This is a genomic window from Cryptocyanus atlanticus LEGE 06306, assembly GCF_056633155.1.
This window is the reverse complement of record NZ_JBSJOZ010000005.1, coordinates 55747-70661: the sequence shown is the minus strand read 5'-3', so window position 1 is coordinate 70661 and position 14915 is coordinate 55747. Positions and strand designations below refer to the sequence as shown.

The 14915-nt window shown below is 68.4% G+C and carries 15 protein-coding genes; 9 read left to right on the top strand and 6 right to left on the bottom strand.

The genetic code is table 11. The features are described from left to right. The first annotated feature begins 91 nt into the window (after window positions 1-91). The gene (locus ACWJI7_RS07200; protein ID WP_479936600.1) at window positions 92-1603 is read left to right on the top strand and encodes a SpoIID/LytB domain-containing protein; all 1512 of its coding nucleotides are present in this window, start codon (window positions 92-94) and stop codon (window positions 1601-1603) included. Beyond that, entirely contained in the window at window positions 1564-2400 is an 837-nt protein-coding gene (locus ACWJI7_RS07195; RefSeq protein ID WP_479936598.1) for a glucosamine-6-phosphate deaminase, read from the top strand. Before ACWJI7_RS07200 ends, ACWJI7_RS07195 begins: the two co-directional genes overlap by 40 nt. Window positions 2401-2404: 4 nt before the next feature. Here ACWJI7_RS07195 and ACWJI7_RS07190 read toward each other — a convergent pair whose 3' ends face one another. Both ACWJI7_RS07190 and truB read right to left on the bottom strand, forming a co-directional pair. Continuing rightward, a complete protein-coding gene (locus ACWJI7_RS07190; RefSeq protein ID WP_479936596.1) occupies window positions 2405-3178 on the bottom strand; it encodes a YebC/PmpR family DNA-binding transcriptional regulator in 774 nt (257 codons plus the stop codon). Window positions 3179-3235: 57 nt separating this feature from the next. Continuing rightward, window positions 3236-4150 carry a tRNA pseudouridine(55) synthase TruB gene (gene truB, locus ACWJI7_RS07185; protein WP_479936594.1) on the bottom strand — a complete coding sequence of 305 codons (915 nt, stop codon included), beginning with the start codon at window positions 4148-4150 and terminating at the stop codon, window positions 3236-3238. A 64-nt stretch (window positions 4151-4214) separates the two neighbouring features. Here truB and ACWJI7_RS07180 point away from each other — a divergent pair, with 64 nt between their 5' ends. Both ACWJI7_RS07180 and ACWJI7_RS07175 read left to right on the top strand, forming a co-directional pair. Further along, window positions 4215-4967, top strand: a complete 753-nt coding sequence (locus ACWJI7_RS07180; RefSeq protein ID WP_479936592.1) for a queuosine precursor transporter — start codon at window positions 4215-4217, stop codon at window positions 4965-4967. An 84-nt stretch (window positions 4968-5051) separates the two neighbouring features. Beyond that, window positions 5052-5804 carry a class I SAM-dependent methyltransferase gene (locus ACWJI7_RS07175; protein WP_479936907.1) on the top strand — a complete coding sequence of 251 codons (753 nt, stop codon included), beginning with the start codon at window positions 5052-5054 and terminating at the stop codon, window positions 5802-5804. 24 nt (window positions 5805-5828) lie between these two features. Here ACWJI7_RS07175 and rpmA read toward each other — a convergent pair whose 3' ends face one another. Continuing rightward, the gene (gene rpmA / locus ACWJI7_RS07170) at window positions 5829-6092 is read right to left on the bottom strand and encodes a 50S ribosomal protein L27 (protein WP_479936590.1); all 264 of its coding nucleotides are present in this window, start codon (window positions 6090-6092) and stop codon (window positions 5829-5831) included. 77 nt (window positions 6093-6169) lie between these two features. After that, window positions 6170-6571, bottom strand: a complete 402-nt coding sequence (gene rplU / locus ACWJI7_RS07165) for a 50S ribosomal protein L21 (protein WP_479936588.1) — start codon at window positions 6569-6571, stop codon at window positions 6170-6172. Between the two features lie 152 nt (window positions 6572-6723). Between rplU and ACWJI7_RS07160 the strand changes: the two genes are divergently transcribed. The 3 genes from ACWJI7_RS07160 to kaiC all read left to right on the top strand — a co-directional run bounded on the left by ACWJI7_RS07160 (window position 6724) and on the right by kaiC (window position 9587). Continuing rightward, the gene (locus ACWJI7_RS07160; protein WP_479936586.1) at window positions 6724-7590 is read left to right on the top strand and encodes a circadian clock protein KaiA; all 867 of its coding nucleotides are present in this window, start codon (window positions 6724-6726) and stop codon (window positions 7588-7590) included. Then, window positions 7587-7976, top strand: coding sequence for a circadian clock protein KaiB (kaiB, locus tag ACWJI7_RS07155; RefSeq protein ID WP_479936584.1), 390 nt, complete (start codon window positions 7587-7589; stop codon window positions 7974-7976). Before ACWJI7_RS07160 ends, kaiB begins: the two co-directional genes overlap by 4 nt. A gap of 66 nt (window positions 7977-8042) precedes the next feature. Next, window positions 8043-9587, top strand: a complete 1545-nt coding sequence (kaiC, locus tag ACWJI7_RS07150) for a circadian clock protein KaiC (RefSeq protein ID WP_479936582.1) — start codon at window positions 8043-8045, stop codon at window positions 9585-9587. On the opposite strand, the gene ACWJI7_RS07145 is transcribed toward kaiC, so the two are convergent. Then, window positions 9546-11588, bottom strand: a complete 2043-nt coding sequence (locus ACWJI7_RS07145; protein ID WP_479936906.1) for an ATP-binding protein — start codon at window positions 11586-11588, stop codon at window positions 9546-9548. The genes kaiC and ACWJI7_RS07145 overlap by 42 nt on opposite strands. A gap of 96 nt (window positions 11589-11684) precedes the next feature. Next, entirely contained in the window at window positions 11685-13034 is a 1350-nt protein-coding gene (purD, locus tag ACWJI7_RS07140; protein WP_479936580.1) for a phosphoribosylamine--glycine ligase, read from the bottom strand. Between the two features lie 73 nt (window positions 13035-13107). Here purD and ACWJI7_RS07135 point away from each other — a divergent pair, with 73 nt between their 5' ends. After that, window positions 13108-14157, top strand: coding sequence for a hypothetical protein (locus ACWJI7_RS07135; RefSeq protein ID WP_479936578.1), 1050 nt, complete (start codon window positions 13108-13110; stop codon window positions 14155-14157). Further along, window positions 14154-14912: a phosphoribosylaminoimidazolesuccinocarboxamide synthase gene (gene purC / locus ACWJI7_RS07130; protein ID WP_479936576.1), complete on the top strand. Its 759-nt coding sequence runs from the start codon at window positions 14154-14156 to the stop codon at window positions 14910-14912. Before ACWJI7_RS07135 ends, purC begins: the two co-directional genes overlap by 4 nt. Window positions 14913-14915: the final 3 nt, after the last annotated feature.

Here is a 14915-nt window from a genome sequence, read left to right as displayed (position 1 = left end):
TGCCACGTCCGGCTCTGTCCCGGTCCGCCCTGGCACGGGCCCGCCGCGCTGGTCACAATGGCGCTCACTCCGGCACCGCGAGAGGCCACGCATGGCGGCATCCAAGACCCTGAAAGCACCCCTGGGCCGACCCACCGGCACCGGGGGCTCCAGCGGGCGCAGGCGGGTTCTTGGCCTGCTGGCCGTCGTGGGGGTGCCGTTGGGCCTGGGCACCACCCCCATGGCCGCGGGGCCGGCCCGGGCGGCGCAGACAGCGGCGTCCAGCTCCCCCTCAACCGCCAGAGCCTCCGGGGCCAATCCCCTGCTGCGGGTGCTGCTGGTGGAGGCTCCCGGGATCCAGGTGACGGGCAGCGGGGGGCTGCGGCTGCGGCGCGCCGCCGGCGGTGCCGAAGTGCTGCGCCTGCCGGCGGGCTCCAGCCTCACGCTGCGCCTGGCCGCGGGCCAAGTGGAGGCGCGCGGCACAGGGCCGGGCGGGGTCAACGCCGCCCCCAGCCTCATGGTCGGGGAGCTTTGGGTGGAGCCCCTTCCGGATTCCTCCGGAAACGGCACGCTCCAGCTGGCCAGGCGGGTATACCGCGGTCGCCTGCAGGTGCGCCCCGCCGCAACCCAGCTGCAGGCGATCAACCACATCCCGCTCGAAACCTATCTGCCCAGTGTGGTGGGCAGCGAAATGCCGGCCAGCTGGCCCCTGGAGGCCCTCAGGGCCCAGGCCGTGGCGGCCCGCACCTACGCCCTGCGCCAGCGCAAGCCCGTGGCGGCCTTCGATCTGACCGCCACGGTGACCAGCCAGGTCTACAAAGGGCTGGAGGCGGAGACCGGCTCCACCCGTCAGGCCGTGAGCAGCACCGAGGGACTGGTGCTGATGCACCGCAACACGCTGATCAACGCCGTGTTCCACAGCAGCAGTGGCGGTAGCACCGAGAACAGCGGCGACATCTGGTCCCGCCAGCTGCCGTATCTGGTCAGCGTGCCCGACGACGACCAGCAGAGTCCGGTGCATCGCTGGGAGAAGACCCTCTCGACGAATCTGCTGCGGCAGGCCTTCGGAGAGATCGGCGGCGCCCGACGGATCGACATCCTCTCCACCACCGGAAGCGGCCGGGTCCGGCAGGCGCGGGTGGTCGGCCCCCAGGGCACGCTGGTGGTCAGCGGCGCGGAGCTGCGGAAGCGCCTGGGCCTGCGCAGCACCTTCGTGCGATTCGAGGCGGTTCCCTTCACATTCAGCGCTCCCGCCCTCGGTGCAGCCTCCTCGGGGATCTCCTCCGGACCCGCGGCGGCGGCGACGGGGACCCCCTGGATGAACTCGGCCTCCTCGCCGTTGCTGGTGCCGCCACCCCCTCCCCAGCCGTTGCTGCCCCCTTCGAGCGCGATCGTCGCGATCGGCCGCGGCTTCGGCCACGGGGTGGGCATGAGCCAGTGGGGGGCCTATGGCCTCGCCCTCAGGGGTCAGGGGTTCGAGCAGATTCTCCGTCACTACTACCGGGGCGCCGAAGTGAGGCCGTTCCGGGGCACGGCCGCAGGTCCCCTGGCGGCGGTGCCCCCCGCTGCAGCAGGCTCGAGCGCATGGAACCCCAGCGCCGCGACGGGCCACCGCAGTCCCTGAGCTCACCCCCGGCTCACCCCCTCCCCGGCGGCGCTCGTCCGCCGCTCTGGCTGCAGGGACGTCTGGAGGTGGCGGCATCGGGTCGGGAGCTGGCCGCACGGGTGGCCGACCAGCTGCTGAAGGAATTGCGCTCAGGCCCCGGCCAGCCCCTCGGACTGGCCACGGGCCGCACGATGGAGCCGGTCTATGCCGCCCTGCTGGACCAGCTGTGGGATCTGCCCCAGGCCGAGCGTGCGGCGATCCTGGACCGCTGGTCCAGCTTCAATCTGGACGAATACGGGGGCCTGGCCCGCGACGATCCCCGTTCCTTCGCCGCCGCCATGGACCGGATGCTGGGGCGACCGCTGGGCCTCGATCCGGCCCGGCTTAGGCTTCCCGACGGCCTGGCCGCCGACCCGGCCGCGGAGGCGCGCCGCTACGGCGACGCGGTGGCCAGGGCCGGAGGGATCGGTCTGCAGCTGCTGGGATTGGGGGACAACGGCCACGTGGGCTTCAATGAGCCCCCCTGTGGTCCAAACGCCCCCACCCGCTGGCTGAGCCTGAACCCCGCCACCCGCCGCCAGAACGCCGGCGCCTTCGGCGGGGATCCCGAACGGGTGCCCGAGGGGGCGATCACCCTGGGCCTCCGGGAGATCCTTCGCGCCCGCCGGGTGCTGCTGGTGGTGGCGGGGGCAGCCAAGCGGCCGATCCTCCGCCGGCTGCTCAGCAGCGCTCCAGACGCCGACCTGCCGGCCAGCTGGCTGCAGCGGCATCCCGACCTGCGGCTGATGGTCGATCGGGCCGCGCTTGAGGGCTGAACCCTCAGGCCATCGCCGCTTCGATCCGCTCCTCATCGGCCTCCAGGTTGCTGGTGACACTGCGGACGTCGTCGAGATCCTCGAGGGCATCCAGCATGCGCAGGCAGGCCCGCAGGTGCTCCCCGTTCTCGAGATGGCAGGGGGTGGAGGAGAGCCAGCGGTGTTCCCACTCCGAGACGGCCCAGCCCAGGCGCCGCAGACCATCCTGAAGGGCCTCCAGACCGGTGAAACCGGTGAAGACCTCCAGACCCCCCGCCTCGAAGGCATAGCCCAGCGCCGGCGGTCCTCCCGCCTCCTCCAGCTGAAGCAGGCCCTCGAGCAGGTCCTCCTCGGCCGGCAGGGGTGGCTCGATCCGCACCACGCCCCGCTGTTCGAACAGGTAGCCAACGCAGCCGGTCTCGCCGAGGTTGCCGCCCTGCTTGCTGAAGGCCAGGCGCAGGGCCGCGGCCGTGCGGTTGCGGTTGTCGGTGAAGGCCTCGATCAGCACGGCCACCCCGCCGGGTCCGTAGCCCTCGTAGCGCACCTCCTCGAACTGTTCGGCCTCGCTGTCGCCCCGGCCGCTGCCCTTGGCGATCGCCCGCTCGATGTTGACGTTGGGCACTCCGGCCGCCCGGGCCTTCTCGATGGCGGTGCGCAGCTGGAAGCTGCCGGCCGGGTCGCCGCCGGTGCGGGCCGCCACGGTGATCTCCCGGGCGAGCCGGGTGAAGACGACGCCGCGCCTGGCGTCCACCACCGCCTTCTGGCGTTTGATCTGGGCCCATTTGCTGTGGCCGGCCATCGAGAAGCGGAAGCAGGGGAGCGGGGGGGAGCGGGGGGAGCGCCGGGTCGAGAGGACTCAGCCGGTGGCGTCCAGCACCAATCGGGGCTGGAGCCAGCCGTCGCCGCGGGCCCGGGCCATGCCGGCGAGATGGCCGGCGGGATCGGTCACCACCACGGCCTGCTCGGCCGGCAGAGCCGGATCGCCGGCCAGGATCCGGCCGCAGCGCCAGCTGACCAGATCGGTGGCCGCCAGGGCATGGGACGGCAGATGGCCCAGCGCGACCAGGGGATCCAGCAGGGGCGGGGGCGGCTCCTCCGCCAGGGCCTCCAGGGGCACGCTGCCGGCGAGGAGGAAGCCGAGGGCCTCGGTGCGCCGCAGCTGGGCCAGGGCCCCCCCGCAGCCGAGCCGCTGACCCAGATCGCGGGCCAGGGAGCGGATGTAGGTGCCGGCGGTGCAGCGAACCACCACCTCTAGCCGGCCCCGGGCCGGATCCCAGTCGATCAGATCGAGGCTCTCGATCGTGACGGCCCGCTGCTCAAGATCCAGGGCCTCGCCGCGGCGGACCCGGGCGTAGGCCCGCTCACCCGCCACATGGACCGCCGACACCTGGGGGGGGCGCTGAAGGATCGAACCGCGGAAGCCGGCGAGGGCACACTCCAGTTCTGGCCGCCCCAGGGGCGGAACCGGCAGCCGCTCGAGCACCTCCCCCTCCAGATCGTCGCTGACCGTGCGTAACCCGAGCTGCAGCACGCCCCGATAGGCCTTGTCGCCCGGCAGATAGGGGAGCAGCCGGGTGGCCGGCCCGAGGGCCAGGGGGAGCACGCCGGTCACGGCGGGATCCAGGGTGCCCCCGTGGCCGACCCGGCGCAGGCCATAGCGCCGGCGCACCCGACCCACACAGGCCTGGGAGGTGAGTCCCGCCGGCTTGTCCAGTACCAGAAAACCGCAGGGCTCCGGACCTCTGCCGGGTTGGGAGGGAACGGCCGTCATGGGGTCACTGTTGCATCCATCGGGGCGGCCAGCAGGCTGGGGCCGCTCCGCTTCGAAGGCTCCCGTGACCCTGCGACATCGCCGCGACCTGGCCTTTCTGGTGCTCTCGGGCCTCTTCCTCGGCACGATGGGAATGCTGAACATCCTCGGGCTGACCCGTTTTCTCAGCCTCGGATCGATCGCGGGCTTCCCGATCGTGGTGGCGGTGGGAGCACTGCCCTATCCGGTCACCTTCCTGTGCACCGATCTGATCAGCGAGATCTGGGGGGAGCGCGCCGCCGGCCAGCTGGTCTGGGTGGGACTGCTGCTCAACGGATGGATCGTGCTCATTCTCTGGCTCGGGGGGATCCTGCCGGGCCTCGACGGCTTCGGGGGGCTGGCCGGTCCGCCGGGGCCAGGGCCGGGCGGGTCCCTGCCGGTGTTCTTCGAGGTGCGCCGTCTGGCCTTCGGGGCGGTCGGGGCCTCGATGCTGGCCTATCTGGCAGCCCAGTTCACCGATGTGCGGCTGTTCCATTTCTGGAAACGGGTCAGCGGCGGCAAGGCCCTGTGGCTGCGCAACAACGGCTCCACCCTGATCAGCCAGCTGGTGGACACCAGCGCGGTGGTACTGGTCAGTCACTTCGCCGCCCACGTGTTGCCGATCCACCCGGAGGCACCTGTGCTGCCCCAGCTGGGAGCCTTCATCGCCAGTGGCTACCTGTTCAAGCTGGTGGCGGCCTTGCTCGACACGTTGCCCTTCTATCTACTGGTGGGCTGGCTGCGGCGCTGGCTGGACGTGCCCGGAGACGGCGCGGAGCTCAAAGCGGCGCCGGACTAGCCTGCCACCCACCAGTCATGACCAGGTGTGTCCGAGCGCATCAGCACCATCTCCCCGCTCCCCCAGACCACCGAAGCCCCACCCCTGGCGGCGGGGACCCTGACCCCGGAGCGCTTCCTCAGGGACGGCTTTGCCCTGCGGGAGCAGCTGGCCGCCCACCTCGGCCTCAGCCAGGCCCGCCTGGAGGAGCGCCTGGCCGCCAGCTGCGGCGATCTGGCCGCCCTGCATCCCGGTGCCGTCGGCTTCGATCCCCAGCGGGTCCAGGCGTTCTATGAGGAAACCGTGGGCGACACCCATCTACTGGAGCTGGCGGCCTGGCACCTCGGCAGCGCCGCCTACATCGCCGACACCCTGCGCCTGCAGGCCCGCTACGCGAGCGGGAACGTGCTTGACTTCGGAGGCGGCATCGGCACCCATGCCCTGGCCGCCGCCGCCCTTGAGCCGGTGGCCGGCGTCTGGGTGGTGGACCTCAATCCCCACAACCGCGCCTTCCTGGGGGAACGCGCCGGTCGCCTCGGGCTCGGCGATCGCATCCACACCTGCCGGGATCTGCAGGACTCTGGCCTGCCCGAGCGCTTCGACACGGTGGTGTGCCTCGATGTGCTCGAGCATCTGCCGGATCCGGCCAGCCAGCTGGAAATCTTCGCCGCCCGCATGGCCCCCGGGGCCATCGCGCTGCTGAACTGGTACTTCTTCAAGGGATTCGCTGGGGAATATCCCTTTCACTTCGATGATCCCGCCCTGGTGGAGCGGTTCTTCCTCACGCTGCAGAGCCGCTTCGTGGAGGTGTTCCACCCCTATCTGATCACCACCCGGGCCTATCGCCTCAACGGCTGAGGCGAGGCGATCGGTCCGGGTGTTTCAGGCGAGCGCCACGTTGATGCGCTTGCGGGCCCGCAGATTGCGCTTGATCGTGTCGAACGTGACCACCCCATCCACCAGGGCGAAGAGGGTGTCGTCGGAACCGCGACCCACGTTGACACCGGGCATCACCGCGGTACCGCGCTGACGGATCAGAATCGAGCCGGCGGTGACCGTTTCGCCGCCGTAGCGCTTGACGCCGAGCCGCTTGCTGTTGGAATCGCGGCCGTTGCGGGTGGAGCCGGTGCCTTTCTTGTGGGCCATGGGAGGGGATCAGGGGATGGGGGGCTGGAGCGGGCGATCATCCGGTGATCCCGGATCCGCTCAGGGGGAGGGGCGGCTCAGGCGATCGGCTTGCCGTCGATGTGGATGGCTTGCACCATCACACGGGTGAGCTCCTGACGGTGACCGTTCTTGCGACGGGTCTTCTTCTTGGGCCGCATCTTGTACACCAGGATCTTCGGTCCGCGCCGGTGGGCCATCACCTTGAGCTCGACGCTGGCTCCGCTCACGAACGGATGCCCCAGGCTGGTGGCCGTGCCGTCCTGCACCAGCAGCACGTTCTCCAGGGTCACGGTTTCATCGACCTCGGCGTGGAGGCGATCGAGGTCGTAGTAGCGGTTGGGCTGCAGCCAGAACTGCTGACCGGAGGCCTCCACGATCGCGTAGGGACTGGCCTGGGCCGGATCGGCCGGCGGCGGCGGGGTGGCGTTGGCGGACAAACTGGGCGTGGACTCGCTCATGGGCGGAAAGAGGCGTGGGCAGGCCAGCGGCGCAGCAAGGCGGCGCTGTTGGGGCCTGACGCACCACCGAACAGCAGACAAGGGTCCATCATTGCCTGCGCTCGTCCCCCCCGTCAACACTAGGGTTCCCACCCAGTCCCCCGTTCCACGGCATGTCCCAGCCGGCGCTCACCATCGCCTCCCTGCTGCGGGAGCCGCGTCTGCGCCGGGCCTGCAGCCAGTGGCTCAAGGGGGGCCGCTATCGGGTGGAGGAATTGGGCGAGGAATCCGACCCGGCGGGGGCCCTGGAGCAGCGCTGGGAACGGTTCGACGCGGTGCTGCTCGAGCAGGGTGTGCTCTCGCTGGAGGCCTTTCAACGGCTCAGGACCCAGGGTCTGGTGCTGCCGGCGGTGGTGGTGGGTCCGATGGGCGGCGGAATCGAGTACATGGAGGCCGAGGTTCAGCTTCCACCGGACCAGATGGAGCAGCTGAGCTACTGCCTCGATGCGGCCATCTCCCGGTTTCTGCGACGCAACCGCTCGAACGGCGACAGCGGCGATGGTGTCGTCTCCAGCCAGGACCAGTGGCGGCTGGCGAATCGGCTCAAGGAACGTCTCGGCTTTCTCGGCGTTTTCTACAAACGAGATCCTGCCCGATTCCTGCGCAATCTGCCCCCCACCGAGCGGCACGAACTGCTGCGCTCGCTCGAGCGCACCTATCGGGATCTTCTGATCAGCTATTTCCGCCGGCCAGCGGCCGCGAATCAGGCCCTTGAGAGTTTCGTCAACACGGCCTTCTTCAGTGATCTATCGATCACAAAACTGGTGGAAATCCATGCCAATATGATCGATGGTTTCTGGAAACAGCTCAAGCTGGAAGGGCACAAGCATGATTTCCTCCAGGACTACCGGCTCGCCCTGCTGGACGTGATGGCCCATCTCTGCGAGATGTATCGGCGCTCCCTTCCACCGGAGGGGTCCATCCAGGTTCCCGAACCACTCGCCAGCCTCGCCGCCTCAACTCCCGAACCGAACCGATGAGCCCTCAGAAGACCTACATCCTCAAGCTCTACGTGGCCGGGAACACTCCCAACTCCATGCGCGCCCTCAAGACCTTGCGCACGATCCTGGAAGAGGAGTTCAAAGGCGTCTATGCCCTCAAGGTGATCGATGTGCTCAAGAATCCCCAGCTGGCCGAGGAAGACAAGATCCTGGCCACTCCGACCCTGGCCAAGATCCTGCCGCCTCCGGTGCGCCGGATCATCGGCGACCTCTCCGACCGGGAACGGGTGCTGATCGGCCTCGATCTCCTCTACGACGAACTCAGCGAGAGCAGCGGCCCCGAGGACGACGGGTCGAGTAGCAGCCTGCCGGGACCCGGTTCCGGCACCTTCGGTGAGCCGTCCAGGCCCTCGGGAAATCTGTAGAAGCCCCTGCCCTTTCTCTCGCCGAGGCTGACCGCAGACTAAATTGACCCGGGCCCAGACCGTTTCATGCAGGATCCCAGCGCAATCAATCTGCCGCGCCTGAAGGTGCAGAAGCTTCCCACGGGCGTGGAGGGTCTCGATGATATCTGCCATGGCGGCTTGCCGATCGGACGCTCCACGCTGATCAGTGGCACTTCCGGCACCGGAAAGACCGTCTTCTCGCTTCATTTCCTGCATAACGGAATCCGGGAATTTGATGAGCCCGGAATTCTCGTTACTTTCGAGGAATCTCCTCTTGACATCATCCGAAATGCGGCCAGCTTCGGCTGGGATCTCGAGGATCTGATCGCCCGGGACAAGCTGTTCATCCTCGACGCCTCCCCGGATCCTGATGGTCAGGATGTGGCCGGAAGCTTTGACCTCTCTGGCTTGATTGAGCGGGTCAACTACGCCATCAGAAAATACAAGGCGAAGCGGGTCGCCATCGATTCGATCACAGCCGTCTTCCAGCAATACGATGCCGTATCTGTGGTGAGGCGGGAAATCTTCCGCCTGATTGCCAGACTCAAGGAAATCGGAGTCACCACGGTGATGACCACCGAGCGTATTGACGAATATGGTCCGATCGCCCGGTATGGAGTTGAGGAATTCGTCTCCGATAATGTCATCATCCTCCGGAACGTGCTGGAGGGAGAGCGCCGCCGCCGCACGGTGGAAATCCTCAAGCTAAGGGGAACTACACACATGAAAGGTGAATTCCCCTTCACGATGGGAGTTCATGGCGTTGCCATCTTCCCCCTCGGAGCCATGCGGCTCACCCAGAGTTCTTCCAATGTGCGGCTCAGCTCCGGAGTCCCGCGTCTTGATGAAATGTGCGGTGGCGGCTTCTTTAAGGATTCCATTATCCTGGCCACCGGTGCCACCGGCACGGGCAAAACACTCCTGGTCAGCAAGTTCATCGAAAATGCCTGCGGCAATCAGGAGCGGGCCATTCTGTTCGCCTACGAGGAGTCCCGGGCGCAGTTGCTCCGCAACGCCACCAGCTGGGGCATCGATTTTGAGCAGATGGAAAAGGATGGTTTGCTTAAAATCATTTGCGCCTATCCCGAATCCACCGGACTCGAGGACCATCTGCAAATTATCAAAACTGAAATCGGTGATTTCAAACCTTCGCGCATGGCTATCGATTCCCTTTCCGCATTGTCAAGAGGAGTCAGCCACAACGCCTTCCGCCAATTTGTGATCGGCGTGACCGGCTATGCAAAACAGGAAGAAATTGCCGGTTTTTTCACCAATACGTCTGAAGAGTTCATGGGCAGTCACTCTATCACTGACTCCCATATCTCCACGATCACCGACACGATCCTGCTGCTTCAATACGTTGAAATCAGAGGGGAAATGGCCCGGGCCATCAATGTGTTCAAGATGCGCGGGTCCTGGCATGACAAAGGCATTCGGGAGTTCATGATCACGGGACATGGGCCGGAGATCAAGGATTCATTTTCCAATTTCGAGCGCATCATCAGCGGCGTGCCCCACCGCATCACCAGCGATGAACGCAGTGAGCTCTCACGCATCGCCCGCGGCATATCCAGCGACGAGGCGTTCTGAGTCCTCCGGCCGGCCCATGCCCTGGCTCTGCTGGCGCGATCCACTGACCAGCAGCTCATCACGATCAGCACATTCCAGCGGCAGATCGAACCAGAAGGTGGTGCCCACCCCAGGCTCGCTCACCATCTGCACCCGGGTGCCATGCTTCTCGAGGATCCCCTTGACGATCGAGAGCCCCAGACCGGTGCCCACCTCGGTATGGACGGCGTTTTCCACCCGGTAGAAGCGCTCGAAGATCCGGGCCTGATCCTCCCGGGAGATGCCCGATCCGGTGTCGGCGATCTCCAGCCGGAGCCTCGGCAATGGGGACGAGAGCTCGCAACTGGGGGCACGGCCATCGGGGGCGGTGCTGGGATCGAGGTGGCAGGAATCCGGCCAGGGATAGGCCCTCAGCCGGAGACGCCCGCCGCTGGGGGTGAACTTGAGCGCGTTGCCCACCAGGTTGTCGAGCACCTGCAGCAGCAGATCCCAGTTGCCCCGCACCCGCGGCAGGGGATCATCCAGGTCCAGCTCAAGCTCCACTCCCCGCTCATCGGCGTTGAGCCGGTAATTGCGCAGGGTCTGCTCCATGGCGGGCCGCAGCTCCATCGGATCGAGCGTCCAGGTGCGATCCGACTCCAGCCGGGAAAGGTCCAGCACGTCGTTGACCAGCCGGGTGAGTCGATCGGTCTCGTCGTTGGCAATGGCCAGAAACTCCTGGGTCTCCTCCTCGCTGAGCTGGTCCCGCAGGTCATGGAGGGTCTCCACGTAGCTCTTGATGTTGAACAGGGGGGTGCGCAGCTCGTGGGAGACGTTGCTGATGAAGCGGCTCTGGGCCGCATTGAGCTCGACTTCCCGGGTCAGGTCCTGGATGGTCATGGCAATGCCCTTGAGGCTCTCGCCGCTGACATCCTTGACGGCCTGCAGCACGATGCGCAGGGTGCGGGGCGGCTCACCGAAACTGCAGCGCACATCGGCACTGTCGCGGGCGCCGATGAGCAGGGCGTCGAGCGGGGTCTGCAGCTCCATCGCTAGGGGCTCGGGCAGCTCGCGGCCCAGATCCGTGCCTTCGAGATTGCGGCCCTCCCAGCGGAACAGACGGCGGGCCGTGGGGTTCACCAGCACGATGCAACCCGCCTCATCCAGCAGGGCAGCACCATCGGCCATGGTCGCGATCAGGGTCTGCTGTTTGACCTGGGCGGCAGTGAGCTCTTCGATGTTGGCCGCGTCGTAGGCCTCGAGCTGGGAGGCCATGTCGTTGAAACCATTGAGCAGTTCCCCCAGTTCACCTCCCACCGGCAGGGCGATTCGCGCATCGAAATCGCCGCCGGCGATCGCCCGGACCCCGCGCAGCAGTTCCTTGACCGGGCGGGTGATCGTGAGCGCGTTGAAGACGGCGCCGAGAATCACCAGCACCCAGATCGAAATGAACACGGCCACCGTCACCTCGCGGGTGAGGGCTGCACTGGCCAGCACCGCCTCGTTGGGGTTGATGCCCAGGGCCAGCACGCCGAGGTAGCGGCCCTCGCTGACCATCGGTACGAACACGTCAGTCACCTGCCCGTCGGGGCTGAGGTGCTGGCGGATCAGGGGATTCTGGGGGCGTCGCTGCAGATCGGGAGGCAACTCCAGCCGGCGGCTGAGCAGCAGTTCGCTGCCGCCGCTGGTGCCGCTGATCGGGATTCCAAGGTAGATGATCCCCTCGGGATCCGCGAAAAAGATGTACCGCAGGCTGCGGCTGGATCGCCAGAACCGCTCGGCCACCGCCGCCAGCTCCCGGTCGTTCCCTTCGGCCACCAGGGGCGTCACATTCGCCGAGAGCAGCAGCCCCAGGTCGCGGGCGAAGCGGGTGTCGCTCATGCGGGCATCCGTCTGGATGCCGTTGAGGGCGAAGAAGGTGATGCCCGTCATCATCAGGCTCACCACCAGGGTGGCGACCGCCAGGAGCTTGGTCTGCAGGCTGAACTCAGCCCACCACAGGGCCAGTGTTCGCCACCAGGAGTCCGGAGTGCTCGCCGGAATCGGGGCAGACGCAACGGGCGCACCGCCGGAGGGGGGATCAGTGCCGGGAGTGGGCGGGGCAGCGGTCAGTCGCGGAACCCTCGAGTGATCGCCAGCCTAGGCACGGCGGACCTGGTGCCCGATATCCCGTCGGAACTGGATCCCCTCGAACCCCACGCGCTCCAGGCCCTCGTAGGCCGCTGCGAAGGCGGTGTCGAAATCGGCAGCCTGGGCCACCACCGCCAGCACCCGTCCACCGGAGGTGACGCAGACCCCATCGGCGCCCACCCGACTGCCGGCGTGGAAGAGCTGCCGTTCCGGCGAGGGCTCGAGCGTCTGGTGAATCGCATCGCCCCGGCGCACCTCACCGGGATAGCCGGCTGCCGCCGCCACCACACAGGCGCTGCAGCCCGACGCGATGCTGAGCGCGGGAGCCTCGGCCAGCCGGCCGGTGGCGCAGGCCATCAGAACCTCGGCCAGCTCATCGCCCAGCAACGGCATCAGGGTCTGGCACTCAGGATCCCCGAAGCGGCAGTTGAACTCGATGACCTGCGGCCCCGAGGCCGTGAGCATCAGGCCGGCGTAGATCACACCGCGGTAGTCGATGTCCCGGCGGCGCAGGGCCGCCAGGGTGGGCTCAAGCACCTCCCGACGCACCCGCTCAAGGGCGTCGGCATCCAGCAGGGGGGCCGGGGCGTAGGCCCCCATGCCACCGGTGTTCGGTCCGGTGTCGCCCTCGCCGATCCGTTTGTGGTCCTGGGCGGGGGGAAGCAACACCAGGGCGTGGCCATCCGTGAGGGCGAAGACGGAGACCTCCGGTCCGCTCAGACGTTCTTCCAGCACCAGCGCCTCGCCGGCGCTGCCGAAGCGGCCCGCGAACACCGCCTCGATCGCCACCCGTGTCTCCTCGGTGCTCTCAGCCACCGTCACACCCTTTCCGGCGGCCAGGCCGTCGGCCTTGACAACCAGCGGCCGCGGATTCCGCTCCAGCACGGCGAGCGCCTCCTCGAGGCTGGAGGCGGCCCAGTGGCCGGCCGTGGGAATGCCGGCCTCCCGCATCACCTCCTTGGCCCAGCGCTTGCTGGACTCCAGCCGGGCGCCGTCGGCCCCGGGTCCGAACACCGCCACACCCCCGGCACGAAGCCGGTCGGCCAGGCCTGCGGCCAGGGGGCCTTCGGGACCCACCACCACCAGCTGGACGGCTCGCTCCCGGCAGGCCTCCAGCAGGCCCGCCGGGTCGCTTTCGGCGATCGCCAGGGGTTCACAGCCCGCCAGCGCCGCGGTGCCGCCGTTGCCGGGGGCCACCCAGACCCGCTCCACCCCCCGGCAGCGGAGCAAGGCCCAGGCCAGGGCGTTCTCACGCCCGCCCGATCCCACCACCAGCACCCTTGCGGGCACCCCCGGAGCAACGGGATCGGCGCCGGTGGACACCCTCTGCTCGGGGATCGATCGTGCCGGAGGCGTCATGGGGCAGGAGAGGCGGGGCGGGGCTCTTAAGTTGAGCGCCGGTGGACCGTCAGACGTGTCTCTTCCTCTTTACATGCCGGCGGGCCCCGCGCCCCGGAGGCATCGGCCGGCCCCGGGGGTCTCCGGGGCCGCCCTGGCCCTGGCGCTGGCCTGGCTCGGTGGCGGAGCGATCGCCCCCATGCCGGCCCGGGGGGCCGCAGGGGGGGCAGGGGAGACACCGGCACCGGTGTCTCCGGCGATGAGCGAGGCCACCTTCGAGGCGGCCCTGGCCTCCGAGGTGCTGTCGGTGCTGGAGCTGGCCTGCCAGGACTCCGCCCGGTTCGATCAGCCCCAGCGGTTACGGCTGCTCAGGGACCGGCTGATGGCCGTGCGGCCCGTCCCCCAGCCCCTGCCGGTGGTGCTCGCCAATGCCAACGCACTGATCAGTTGTCTGGCACCCGAGGCGGCCCTGGGGGTGCTCGATCGCTACGGCCCCGGCCCAGGGCTGGAGCGCCAGCAGTGGCTGATCCAGCAGTGGCGGGCGGCCAACGCTGGACTCAACCACCGGCGGGCTTCGGAGGCGCTGCGGCGACTGGCGGCAGGCAATCTGGCCAGCCTGGAGACCATGGCTCTGCCCGTCCGCCTGCGGGAGGACGGCAGCCTCGACACCCGAGCCGCCCTGGATGTGCTGGCGGGTCATCTCGAGGTGATGGGTCGGAACCGGGAGGCGGCTGAGGTGCTGCTGGCCGGGCGGCTCCCCGGGGTGATGGCGGCCGAACGGCTGAGGACGGCGGCCCGGCTGCTGGGGTTCCTGCCCCTGGACGAACGCAATGGCCTGCTCGAAACCGCGCTGGACCAGGCCGCCGCCGCGGGGGCCTGGGGCCTGGCCGCCGAGCTGCTCGACGTTCAGCTCCGCCTGCAACTGGCGGAGGGGGGCGATGCCGGCCTTGCCTACGACCGCCGTCTGCGGCTCAGCCAGCGCATCGACGACGCCTACACCGAGTGGCTGCTCCGCAGTGTCGATCCCGACCAGGCGCAGCGCAGCGAGGAGCTGGAGCGCCAGCTGCGCTCCCCCCGCAGCCCCGGGGGCCACGCCGCATCCGAGCCCGTCGAGCCGAACTCCATCTCCCCCTCCTCTCCATGACCACCCCCTATCAGCTGGGCCCCCTGCTCTACGAGGGGAAGGCCAAACGGGTGTACCGGACCGACCGGGAGGACCTGATCGCCGTGGAGTTCAAGGACGACACCACCGCCTTCAATGCCCTGAAGAAGGAGGAGCTGCCAGGCAAGGGCGACCTCAACTGCCGCATCTCGGCGCTGCTGTTCGAGCATCTGGGGCGCTGCGGCCTCCCCACCCACTATCTGGGCGTGGGCGAGCGTCGCTGGATGCTGGTCCGGCCAGTGCGGGTGATCCCCCTGGAGGTGGTGATCCGCAACCTGGCAGCCGGCTCCCTCTGCCGGCAGATGCCGATCGCCGAGGGCACGCCGTTGGATCCCCCCCTGCTTGATCTGTACTACAAGGACGATGCCTACGGCGATCCCCTGCTGAGCGAAGCGCGGCTGAAGCGCCTGGCCCTGGTCACCCCCGAACAGCGGAACGAGCTGGAGCAGCTGGCCCGCCGCGTCAACGGGGTGCTGCTGGAACTGTTCGCCGACCTGGGCCTCGTGCTGGTGGATTTCAAGCTCGAACTGGGCTTCAGCGGCGATGGCCAGCTGGTGGTGGCCGATGAGATCAGCCCGGACACCTGCCGGCTGTGGGACCGCGACGTGAGCGACCCCAACGAGCGGATCCTCGACAAGGACCGCTTCCGACAGGATCTCGGCGGTGTGACCGAAGCCTATGGGGAGGTCCTCAAACGGGTCCAAGGGGCCATCCCCGGACCCCTCATCTACAGGTAAGGT

Bases quoted from the DNA above. Each gene is read 5' to 3' on its own strand.
- ACWJI7_RS07200 (WP_479936600.1), top strand. From the start codon at position 92: ATGGCGGCATCCAAGACCCTGAAAGCACCCCTGGGCCGACCCACCGGC.
- ACWJI7_RS07195 (WP_479936598.1), top strand. From the start codon at position 1,564: ATGGAACCCCAGCGCCGCGACGGGCCACCGCAGTCCCTGAGCTCACCC.
- ACWJI7_RS07190 (WP_479936596.1), bottom strand. From the start codon at position 3,178: ATGGCCGGCCACAGCAAATGGGCCCAGATCAAACGCCAGAAGGCGGTG.
- truB (WP_479936594.1), bottom strand. From the start codon at position 4,150: ATGACGGCCGTTCCCTCCCAACCCGGCAGAGGTCCGGAGCCCTGCGGT.
- rpmA (WP_479936590.1), bottom strand. From the start codon at position 6,092: ATGGCCCACAAGAAAGGCACCGGCTCCACCCGCAACGGCCGCGATTCC.
- rplU (WP_479936588.1), bottom strand. From the start codon at position 6,571: ATGAGCGAGTCCACGCCCAGTTTGTCCGCCAACGCCACCCCGCCGCCG.
- ACWJI7_RS07160 (WP_479936586.1), top strand. From the start codon at position 6,724: ATGTCCCAGCCGGCGCTCACCATCGCCTCCCTGCTGCGGGAGCCGCGT.
- kaiB (WP_479936584.1), top strand. From the start codon at position 7,587: ATGAGCCCTCAGAAGACCTACATCCTCAAGCTCTACGTGGCCGGGAAC.
- kaiC (WP_479936582.1), top strand. From the start codon at position 8,043: ATGCAGGATCCCAGCGCAATCAATCTGCCGCGCCTGAAGGTGCAGAAG.
- purD (WP_479936580.1), bottom strand. From the start codon at position 13,034: ATGACGCCTCCGGCACGATCGATCCCCGAGCAGAGGGTGTCCACCGGC.
- ACWJI7_RS07135 (WP_479936578.1), top strand. From the start codon at position 13,108: ATGCCGGCGGGCCCCGCGCCCCGGAGGCATCGGCCGGCCCCGGGGGTC.
- purC (WP_479936576.1), top strand. From the start codon at position 14,154: ATGACCACCCCCTATCAGCTGGGCCCCCTGCTCTACGAGGGGAAGGCC.